The 10025-nt window shown below is 69.6% G+C and carries 10 protein-coding genes; 6 read left to right on the top strand and 4 right to left on the bottom strand.

The window, feature by feature from the left end; genetic code table 11:
* Nucleotides 1-579: RcnB family protein (locus DMC18_RS00790; RefSeq protein ID WP_110132614.1), on the top strand; the 579-nt coding region annotated here is incomplete at its 5' end.
* 86 nt (nt 580-665) lie between these two features.
* Here the strand turns inward: DMC18_RS00790 and DMC18_RS00795 are convergent.
* Nucleotides 666-1190 carry an inclusion body family protein gene (locus tag DMC18_RS00795; RefSeq protein ID WP_110117937.1) on the bottom strand — a complete coding sequence of 175 codons (525 nt, stop codon included), beginning with the start codon at nt 1188-1190 and terminating at the stop codon, nt 666-668.
* A 325-nt stretch (nt 1191-1515) separates the two neighbouring features.
* On the opposite strand from DMC18_RS00795, the gene ilvC reads away from it, so the two are divergent.
* The 3 genes from ilvC (at nt 1516) to DMC18_RS00810 (ending at nt 3449) form a co-directional block, all read left to right on the top strand.
* On the top strand, nt 1516-2535 hold the full coding sequence (gene ilvC, locus DMC18_RS00800) for a ketol-acid reductoisomerase (RefSeq protein WP_110117938.1): 1020 nt from the start codon (nt 1516-1518) through the stop codon (nt 2533-2535).
* A 136-nt stretch (nt 2536-2671) separates the two neighbouring features.
* Nucleotides 2672-3118, top strand: a complete 447-nt coding sequence (locus DMC18_RS00805; protein WP_110117939.1) for an SRPBCC family protein — start codon at nt 2672-2674, stop codon at nt 3116-3118.
* Nucleotides 3105-3449, top strand: coding sequence for a helix-turn-helix transcriptional regulator (locus DMC18_RS00810; RefSeq protein ID WP_110117940.1), 345 nt, complete (start codon nt 3105-3107; stop codon nt 3447-3449). The genes DMC18_RS00805 and DMC18_RS00810 overlap by 14 nt, the downstream gene beginning before the upstream one ends.
* 25 nt (nt 3450-3474) lie before the next feature.
* Here DMC18_RS00810 and DMC18_RS00815 read toward each other — a convergent pair whose 3' ends face one another.
* Nucleotides 3475-4275, bottom strand: a complete 801-nt coding sequence (locus DMC18_RS00815) for a CAP domain-containing protein (protein WP_110132615.1) — start codon at nt 4273-4275, stop codon at nt 3475-3477.
* Between the two features lie 63 nt (nt 4276-4338).
* On the opposite strand from DMC18_RS00815, the gene DMC18_RS00820 reads away from it, so the two are divergent.
* Complete coding sequence (locus DMC18_RS00820) at nt 4339-4902, top strand: nucleoside 2-deoxyribosyltransferase (RefSeq protein WP_110121645.1); 564 nt, start codon at nt 4339-4341, stop codon at nt 4900-4902.
* A 173-nt stretch (nt 4903-5075) separates the two neighbouring features.
* Nucleotides 5076-6449 (top strand): MATE family efflux transporter, encoded by a 1374-nt coding sequence (locus DMC18_RS00825; protein ID WP_110121644.1) that lies wholly within the window; start codon nt 5076-5078, stop codon nt 6447-6449.
* Nucleotides 6450-6573: 124 nt separating this feature from the next.
* Here DMC18_RS00825 and DMC18_RS00830 read toward each other — a convergent pair whose 3' ends face one another.
* Nucleotides 6574-7476, bottom strand: coding sequence for a cobalamin biosynthesis protein CbiG (locus DMC18_RS00830; RefSeq protein WP_110121642.1), 903 nt, complete (start codon nt 7474-7476; stop codon nt 6574-6576).
* A 156-nt stretch (nt 7477-7632) separates the two neighbouring features.
* Nucleotides 7633-9627: a glucans biosynthesis glucosyltransferase MdoH gene (gene mdoH, locus DMC18_RS00835; RefSeq protein WP_110121643.1), complete on the bottom strand. Its 1995-nt coding sequence runs from the start codon at nt 9625-9627 to the stop codon at nt 7633-7635.
* Nucleotides 9628-10025 lie beyond the last annotated feature (398 nt).

Raw genomic sequence — 10025 nt, forward strand, 5'->3', positions numbered from 1 at the left:
CGTCCGGCCCAGCAAGCGCCCCAGGCGCCCCAGGCTGATCGCGGCCAGGATCGTGGCGGCCGTGGCGACCGTCCTGATCGCGGCGGCTGGCAAGGCGGGCAAGACCGCGGCGGCCAGGATCGTGGCGATCGCGGTCCCGACCGTAACGATCGTCCCGGCGGGCAGCCCGATCGCCGTCCTAGCGATGGGCGTCCCAATGACGGCCGTCCCGGCGGCTGGCAGGGCGATCGCGGCGGCTCCCGTCCCGGCGCGCAACGCCCCGGCGACCAGCGCTGGCGCGACCGCGACAACGGCCGTCCGCAGTACGACCAGCGTCGCTGGCGGCCCAGCTATCGCTCGCCCCAGCGCTATCGCGCCCCGGCCTACCGCTATCCGCGCGGCTGGTACGCGTTCCGCTGGAGCTTCGGCGACTATCTGCCGGGCGGCTGGTACGGCAGCTCGTACTATCTCGACTGGTACCGCTATGGCCTGCCCATGCCGCCGATCGGCTGCGAATGGGTGCGGGTCGGCGGCGACGCCGTCCTGGTCGACGTCTGGTCCGGCCAGGTGCTGAGCGTCTACTACGACCTCTTCTGGTAGGAGGCCCGGGCCTCGCCGGTAGACAGTCGAAAGCCGCGCTTCCGGAAGGAGGCGCGGCTTTCTCTCTTTCCGAGCGGGGGAAGGGCTCAGGAAGCCGTGATGGTCGGATCCCAGACGAAGTAGCCCAGCACCTGCAGCGAGCCGCTGTGGTACTGCAGCACCGCGAACGAGACGTTGTAGTTGCCCGTGCCGCTCTGGACGATGTCGGCCGTCAGGTAGAAGTCGTACTGCGGCGTCACCGTGTAGGTCGGCGGCAGGGCGATGTTCCCCGGGGTGGTGCCGGGCACCGGGGTCTCGACGTTCAGCAGCTTGCCGCCCGTCGTGGAGGTCACCTGCGCGCCCGAGAAGATGGCGATGTTCTGCAGGTCGGCCGAGTAGCTGGTGTTGCCCGACTGCGAGACCATCCGCCAGCGCACGGTGTCGCCCACGTCGGCCGAGATCGACAGGTCGCCCGAGGCCAGGCCGCTGCGGACATATTCGTTCGGCGCGACCATGTAGGCGTAGTTGTGCCCGATCGGGGTCGGGGCGTTCTGGTTCTGGCTGGGGTTCTGGACGCTCGCGATCAGGTTCGCGGTGTCGACCACGATCTGGATGTCGATGATCTCGCTCATGGGGATGCCCTCCCGTTCTCGCCTCCGGGTGTGGAGGCGGGTTGAGGGTGTTGCGTGTGCAACTTTGAGTCAATTTAGCATATTTATATATCTAAGGTTGTTTCTGCACATTCTTCGCTGAAGGCGAGGCGAGAAAAGGCTTCGCCGCGATCCGCCTTGCCTTTCCGGGGGCTTTTTCGCCTCAGTCGCGGTATTAAGCGTCGCCGATCATCGCTCATGGGCGCGCCCCGCCTTGACGAGGCGGCAAAAAAACGCTCAAACGCCGGCCTTTCCCGCCTCCAGCTTGCGTGAGGCGGGCAGATTGACCAGTCCTGGAGAAGAAATCATGCGCGTCTACTACGACCGCGACGCCGACCTCGCCCGCATCCTGGACCGGAAGATCGCCATCGTAGGCTATGGCAGCCAGGGCCACGCCCACGCGCTCAACCTTCGTGACAGCGGCGCATCGAACGTGGCCGTCGCCCTGCGCCCGGGTTCGCCCAGCGCCAAGAAGGCCGAAGGCGAAGGCCTGAAGGTTCTGTCGGTGGCCGAAGCCGCCGCCTGGGCCGACCTGATCATGATCCTGGCGCCGGACGAGCACCAGGCCGCGATCTACAAGAACGACATCGCCCCGAACATCCGCGACGGCGCGGCCCTGCTGTTCGCCCACGGCCTGAACGTCCACTTCGGCCTGATCGAGCCGAAGGACACCATCGACGTCCTGATGGTCGCTCCGAAGGGCCCGGGCCACACGGTCCGCGGCGAGTACCAGAAGGGCGGCGGCGTGCCCTGCCTGATCGCGGTGCACCACAACGCCACCGGCAACGCGCTGGACCTTGGCCTGGCCTACGCCTCGGCCATCGGCGGCGGCCGCTCGGGCATCATCGAGACCAACTTCCGCGAGGAGTGCGAAACCGACCTGTTCGGCGAGCAGGCCGTCCTCTGCGGCGGCACGGTCGAGCTGATCCGCGCCGGCTTCGAAGTGCTGGTTGAAGCCGGCTACGCGCCGGAAATGGCCTATTTCGAGTGCCTGCACGAGCTGAAGCTGATCGTGGACCTGATCTACGAAGGCGGCATCGCCAACATGAACTACTCGATCTCGAACACCGCCGAGTACGGCGAGTACGTCACCGGCCCGCGCGTCGTGACCGCCGAGACCAAGGCCGAGATGAAGCGCGTGCTGGAAGACATCCAGTCGGGCAAGTTCGTCCGTGACTTCATGCTGGAAAACGCCGTCGGCCAGCCGTCCTTCAAGGCGACCCGCCGTCGCGCTTCCGAGCACCAGATCGAGGAAGTCGGCGCGCGTCTCCGCGGCATGATGCCGTGGATCGCCAAGAACAAGCTGGTGGACGTCACCAAGAACTAAGCTTCCGCCTCACGGCTGAAGACGGAAACGGCGGGCTCGCAAGGACCCGCCGTTTTTCGTTTGGGTCATCGCGCAATCAAATGGTTGCGGGTTCCGCGAGTCGGAGTCATGGTTCAGCAACCAGGAGGTTGCTGAAATGGCCGACCGTATCGAGAAGACCATCGTGTTGGACGCGCCGCTGGAGCGGGTGTGGAGCGCCATCGCCGATCACGAGCAGTTCGGGGCCTGGTTCCGGGTCAAGCTGGACGGACCGTTCGTGGCCGGCGAGGACTCGACCGGTCACATCACCTATCCGGGCTACGAGCACATCCAGTGGCGGGCGCAGGTCGTGGCCGTGGAGCCGATGCGGCGGCTGGCCTTCCATTGGCATCCCTACGCCATTGATCCCGAGGTCGACTATTCGGGCGAGACACCGACGCTGGTCGAGTTCCTGCTGACGCCCGAGGGGGAGGGCGTGCGGCTGGACGTGATCGAGAGCGGCTTCGACGCCGTGCCGGCCCACCGCCGCGACGAAGCCTTCCGCATGAACGAGGGTGGCTGGACCCAGCAGGTCGAGAACATCAAGGCCCATGTCGAGGCTTGAGGCCGGGGCGGTCGCTCCGCCGAACCCCGCCGTCGTGTTCGCCGCCCTGGGCGATCCCACCCGCCTGGCCCTGCTGGACCGGCTGAGCGACGGCCGGCCCCGCTCGATCTCGGCCCTGGCCAGCGGCGGCGACATCACCCGCCAGGCGGTGACCAAGCACCTGCGGGTGCTGGAGGGCGCGGGCCTGGTCGCCAGCCTGCGCGAAGGCCGCGAAAGCCGCTTCGCCTATCGCCCTGAACAGGTGCGGCAGGCGCGGGCCTGGCTCGACACGGTCTCGGCCCGCTGGGACGACGCGCTCGGGCGGCTGAAGGCGTTCGTGGAGGGGGTGTAACGCCCAGGAAGAGGGAGTACGCCGCCTACCCCAGCACCACCACCGGCCCCCAGGCCACCTGATAGCGGTGCGCGCCGCTCGACAGGTGCGGGCGCAGCTGCCAGGCGCCGGGCGGGATGGCGACCGGCTGGGGGCGTTCGACATAGGTCTGGGTCAGCACCTCGCCGCCGGGATCCGACAGCGAGAACTGGTCGATGCGCGGGCTGGCGCGGGAGAGGGCGGCGGCGATGGCCTCGACCGACGGCGCGCGCAGCGGGGCGGGGGCGGCTAGGCGGGCCGAGACCTCGGCATAGACGCCGACGGCGATGACCTCCGGCCCGTCGCGCAGGGCCGCGTAGCCGACATGGGTCAGGCCCGGCGCCAGCAGGTTGGCGCGGTGGCCGGGGCTCGACTTCCACTGGCCCATGATCTGGTCGGGACGGACGGCGCCCGAGGCGTTGCGGCGCATGGCGATGTTCTCGGCCGGGGCGCCGACCAGGTCGCGGGCCAGCAGGCCGACCCGGGCGGCGGGACCGAAGCCTTCGCGGGTCATGTGATCGTAGATGCGGGTGCGGGCGATGTCGGCGGCGTGGGCGCGGGCGGCCTGGGCCAGGCCCGGATCGAAGGCCAGCGGCGACCGCCGGCGGGCCTCGCGGAAGGCGTCGCCCTGATCGAGCAGCTCGCGCTCGAAATCGGCGTCGAAGTCGCCGCGGCGGGCGGCCAGCTGGTCGCGCAGGCGGCGCTCATAGGCCAGCCAGGTTTGGGCCGGGGCGGCTTGCGCAAGCCCGGGCAGAAAGAGGGCCGTGACGCCAAGGCTGAGGACGGTTCGGCGGGGAAGGGCGGTCATCGGGGCGGGCTCTGATCTCCAAGACAGTTGACAGGACAGGCCGGTCGTCCGCTCTAAGGCCGGATGCGACCCGTCCGTTCCCTTTGGCTGGCCGGCCCCGAGGCCTGGCTCCCCGATGCAGAAGCCCAAGACCTGAGGCGCAAGGCCCTGTGCCTGGACGCCGGTTTCACGGCCTTTTCCGGCGCCCAGCCCGCGCCGGGCGATGAGTTCAGCTCCGAGATCCAGGCCCGCGAACTCTACATGGAGCGCATGGCCCAATTGCGTCGCGCCGACGCGGCGATTGTCAACCTGACCCCCTGGCGCGGGCCGTCCTGCGACGCGGCCACGGCCTTCGAGGCCGGGGTGCTGGCCGGGCTGGGCAAGCCGATCTTCGCCTATCTCAACGTCGAGGACGAAAGCCTGGCCGAGTATGTCGACCGGGTCGACGTGCTGGTCGGCGCCGAGCGCGGCGAGGACGGGATCTGGCGCGACGAGGACGGCTGCGTGGTCGAGGACCTGGGCCTGCCGGAAAGCGTCATGCTGTGGGCCGAGGCGCGCCGCCTGTTCGTGATCGTCACGCCCGAGCCGCTGCACGACCTGACCGGGCTGGAGATGTGTCTGCAGGCGCTGCGGCTGTACGCGGAATAGGGGGAGCCCCCTCAGTCGGCTTCGCCGACAGCTCCCCCAGAGGGGGAGCATCTGGGCGCTCGAGATCCTCCCCCTCTGGGGGAGGTGGTCCGGAGGACCGGAGGGGGCTCGCCGCCCCTTGCCCTCCCATCGCGCATCGGCCACTTTCCGGCCCCGTTTCGAAAGGCCCCTCCATGTCGCGTCCCGCGGCCGCGCCGGCTTCCGGGAAGTCGCGCGGCGTCATCGCCTCGGATCTGATCGAACTGCTGCGCCTGGCCGGGCCGGTGGTGCTGTCGCGCCTGGGCATCATGGTCATGGGCCTGACCGACGCCATCGTGGTGGGGCACTATTCGGCCAGGCAACTGGGCTTCCATGCCATGGCCTGGGCCCCGACCTCGGTGTTCGTCACCGTGACGGTCGGCCTGCTGGTCGGGACCCAGGTGATGGGCTCGCGGGCGCTGGGGGCGGGGCGGCTGCACGAGGCCGGAGCGGTGCTGCATCGGGGCGTGAAGTATGGCCTGTGGCTGGGCCTGGCTGGCTCGGTTCTGCTGGCCCTGGCCGCGCCGCCGCTGCTGCACCATGTCGGCATCGACAATGCCCTGGCCGACGGCGCGACCGCGCCGCTGATCGTCTTCTCGCTGTCGCTGACGCCCTACGCACTGAGCGTCGCCTTGAGCTTCTGGCTGGAGGGGCTGGGCCGGCCGGGCCTGGTGACGGTGACGATGTGGATCGCCAACCTGATCAACCTCGGCGTCAACCTGCTGCTGGTGCCCGGCGTCATGGGCCTGCCGGCCCTGGGCGCGGTCGGCGCGGCCTGGGCGACCTTCGTGGCCCGCACCGCCTTCACGATCATGCTGGCGGTGGTCATCGTCCGGCTGAAGGACGCCCGGGCCCTGGGCGTGTTCGACAAGCCCGCCCGCGACCGCGCCGCCGAGAAGGACCAGCGCCGCGTCGGCTACGGGGCCGGCACGTCCAACCTGTTCGAGGTTTCGGCCTTCGCCGGCATGAGCCTGGTGGCTGGCTGGCTGGGCGGGCTGAACGTGGCGGCCTGGGCGGTGGTGCTGAACGTCGCCGGGGTGATCTTCATGGTGCCGCTGGGCCTGGCCACCGCCACGGCGGTGCAGGTCGGACGGGCGCATGGCGCGCGTGATCCGGCGGGCATGAGCCGCGCCGGCTGGATCGCCTTCGGCGTCACCGCCGTATTTTCGCTGATCGTGGCGCTGCTGCTCTATCCGCTGCGCCACCTGGTGGCCGGCGCCTACACCGCCGATCCCGCCGCCATCGCCCTGATCGCGCCGGCCCTGGTGCTGACCTGCCTGTTCCTGGTGCCCGACGCCGTGCAGGTGGTCTGCGCCCAGGCTCTGCGGGCGCGGGGCGAGGTCTGGATCCCCGCCGGCACCCACATGGTCGCCTACGCCCTGATCATGGGTCCGCTGGCCTGGTGGCTGGCCCTGCCGATGAAGATGGGCGTGAACGGCATCGTCTGGTCGGTGATCGTCACCAGCTTCGCGGCCGCGGCGATGCTGCTGGGCCGGTATCGGATGCTGGATGCAAGATCCTCCCCCTGAAGGGGGAGGTGGCCCGAAGGGCCGGAGGGGGAAGGTCCTTCTGAGTTTCGTGCGGGCTGCCTGTCATCAGACACGTCCCCCTCCGTCGGCTTCGCCGACACCTCCCCCTTCAGGGGGAGGGGTTTTAGACGCCGGCTCCCAGGATCCAGCCTTCCTGGGTCTGCACGTCCTCTACCAGTTCGGCCGGCGCGTCCTTGCCCGGCCCGAACAGCGCGGCCAGCTTGCCGGCCTCGTCGAGCTTGGCGAAGTGTTCGGCCAGGGTGCGCACCTGGGCCAGGTCCTTGATCTCGCCGGGGCCGGGGACGGCCTTGACCAGCGACGGGTAGACCTCGGCGGCCACGACCTCGACGCCGTCGAGATCGGCCTCGGTCAGGGTCTTGAAGCCGGTCTCGAACGGCCAGACGCGAACGGTCTCGCCACGGGCGTCCTTCAGGCGGCGCACGGCCGGAATGCCCATGATCGCCTGGCCGCCGACCGAGCCGTTGTAATAGAGCTTCCAGATCGAGTGCGCGCCCTTGGCCGCCACGTCGGCGTGACGGAACTCCGGCAGGTCGTCCGGGCCATGCTCGCGGGTGCGCTTGGGCTGCAGCGTCGTCAGCGCGTCCTTGGGCGGGCAGCCCCAGAACGGGAACGGCCCGCCGGTCAGGCGGCGGTTAATCTCGGAACCGACCCCGAAGCGGTTGTTGGTGTTGTCGGCCTTGTCCTTGACCATCTTGTTCAACTGGTCCCAGACCGCGCGCCAGGGCCTGTCGCCCGGCAGGTTCAGGGCCTGGGAGAAGCCGCGCGGGAAGCCCAGCGGGAAGTCGAAGCCCAGCAGGGCGCGCTCGCCGCGCTTCTTCAGGTCGTCGAGGATGACGGCGATCCTGGCCTCGGCCTCCTGGCGGGTGGCCGGGTTGAAGCTCTCGAAGGTCAGGCGGAAGCGCACGTCGCGCTTGAGCACGCCGATCCAGACGGAATCCGCGCCCGTGGTCGGCTTGGCCGCCGCGCTCCAGTCGACGATCACATAGGCGCTGAAAAGCCGCGACACGGCGAAGGCTCCGTCAAATCCAAACGAAGCGCGCTTCTACTCCCCCGGAGGGCGAGCCGCCAGACGTTGCGAAGCTTGAGTAGCTGTTTCTGGCCGGCCGAAAACAAAAAGCCCCGCCGGTGAGGGCGGGGCTTTTCATATCGGGGCGAAGGCGCTTCAGGCCGCGTTCTGCTCGGCGGTCGCCAGCGGCGCGGCCGGGGCCTTGCCGACCTTCCACCGGGCCGGCGGTTCGCAGACCGGACCGAGGGCGGCGCGGACGATGGCCGGCGGGGTGCGCTCGTCGGGGGTCATGAACAGGCCGTTGGCCTTCAGGGCCAGGCCCGCGGCCTTGCTGGCGCCCAGCATGGTCAGCGGCACGGCCAGGATCAGGCCGGCCAGGATCGGGGCGGTGGCGGTCAAGAGGTCCGGCGTGAACCAGAACATGGCGGCCAGGGCCAGGCCCGTGGCGCTGATCCAGCCCATGGCGGCGCAGGCCTCCTTGAAGGCGACCTTGTCGGCGTCGCGGCGCTGGGCGCTCCAGCCGCCGACGCGGCCGGCCAGGATCTCGACCAGGGCGCGGGTCTGGGTGAACATCAGCATCGGGGCGACCAGGGCCGAGAGCAGCATCTCGACGCCCAGGCCGGCCATCACCCGGCGACGGCCGCCGAAGCCCTTGATCTCGTGCTTGCGCATGAAGATCAGGGTGGCGCCCATGATCTTGGGGCCGAACAGCAGCACGAAGGTGATGATCATCGCCCAGGCGGTGGCCTGGATCTCGCGCCAGTCGATCAGGGCGTGGGCGGCGGCCTGCAGGTCGGCCATGGTGAAGGCGGCCTTCTTGACCTCGGGCATCAGGGCCCGCGAGATCACGCCGGCCGACAGGGCCACGAACCAGATCGGCGACAGGGCGTAGCTCAGCACGCCGATGACCAGGTGCAGGCGGCTCATCCAGTGCAGGCCCGGCAGGCCGATCAGCGGCACGTGCTGGACGTTGCCCCGGCACCAGCGACGGTCGCGGGTGGCGAAGTCGAGCAGGTTCGAGGGGCTCTCCTCGTACGAGCCTTCCAGATAGGGGGCCAGGTGCACGGCCCAGCCGCCGCGGCGCAGCAGGGCGCTTTCCAGGGCGTCGTGGCTCATCACCTCGCCGCCGAAGGGCTTGGGGCCGTTCAGCGAGGGCAGGCCGCAGGTCTGGGCGAAGGCCTTGGTGCGGATGATGGCGTTGTGGCCCCAGAACGAGCTTTCCGAACCCGACCACCAGGCCAGGCCCGTCCAGGCCACGCGGCCATAGAGCTTGGTGGCGAACTGCAGGGTGCGGGCGAAGATGGTCTGGCCGTTGATGATCGTCGGCATGGTCTGGATCAGACCCACGCCCGGGTGGCGTTCCATGGCGTCGGCGAGGCGCACCATGGCGTCGCCGGTCATCAGGCTGTCGGCGTCGAGCACCAGCATGTGCTCGTAGTCGCCGCCCCAGCGGGCGACCCAGTCGGCGACATTGCCGGCCTTGCGGCCCGTGTTGTCGGGGCGACGGCGATAGAAGGCGTGGCTCGAGGCCTCGCGGCGGAAGCGGGCGAAGCAGGCCTGCTCGGCCAGGGCCACGGCCGCGTCGCGGGTGTCGGAGATGATGAAGATGTCGAAGGCGCGGCTGGCGCCGGTCTCGGCGATCGAGGCGTCCATGGCCCGCAGGCGGGCGAACACCGCCTGGGCGTCTTCGTTGTAGACCGGCATCAGGATCGCCGTGCGGGCGCGCGGCTTGGGCATGGGCTTCGAGCTATCGATGCCCAGCGGATCCTTGGGCGTGCGCAGCAGCACCACGAAGCCGGCGACGGCAGTGACAAACCACAGGGCCAGAGCCAGGAACAGCGGGGCCAGCAGGGTCAGGCAGACGGCTTCCAGGCGGGTGACGCCGCCCAGGGCCACGGTGTCGAACGTGGCCTTCCAGCCGGCCGCGCCCATGATGGCGGTGGCGATAAACACCACCCAGCGGCGCATGACCGTTTCCGAACCCGGGGTGCTGACGGCGCGAGCCGCGCCCTGCCAGAAGCCCAGCGGCTGGACCGGCATGGCCAGCGGCGCCTCGGTCGGGATTTCGACCCGGTCGCGCGGAGAGATCACGGTTTCGAAGGCCACCGGGGTGGAGGTGGCCAGGTCGAAGAAGGCGCCGCGTTCGGTCATCGGTTCCGTCTCGGTGATCCGACCGTGGTCGGACGAAATGCAGAGCTTCGATTTCACGCCGAACGCCTTCACGGGACGCCTCCGGTCCGCTAGGGATCGGCTGCGTTCAGGGAGGGGTCTGGCGTTGCACGAAGTCCGGCGGAGGAACCGCCGACGCATCTAGAGTAAAACTTCGATCACGAAATCGCTATCGAAAATGTGATCGATTTCGCAGGTGCGGTGAAAAAACTGTGCAAATGCGCGCAACGGCGCGGCCAGAAGTCGCTATGGGATTGGGTAAGGCTATGAAGTTCAAGGCAGTTTTGGCGTTTCTCGCGGTTGCGAGCCTGGCCGCCTGCGGCCCGGCCCAGAAGGGCGACAGCGCCGCGCCGCCCGCCGCCCGGCCCGCGCCGCCGGTC

It is taken from the genome of Caulobacter sp. D5, assembly GCF_003185805.1.
GTDB lineage: Bacteria > Pseudomonadota > Alphaproteobacteria > Caulobacterales > Caulobacteraceae > Caulobacter.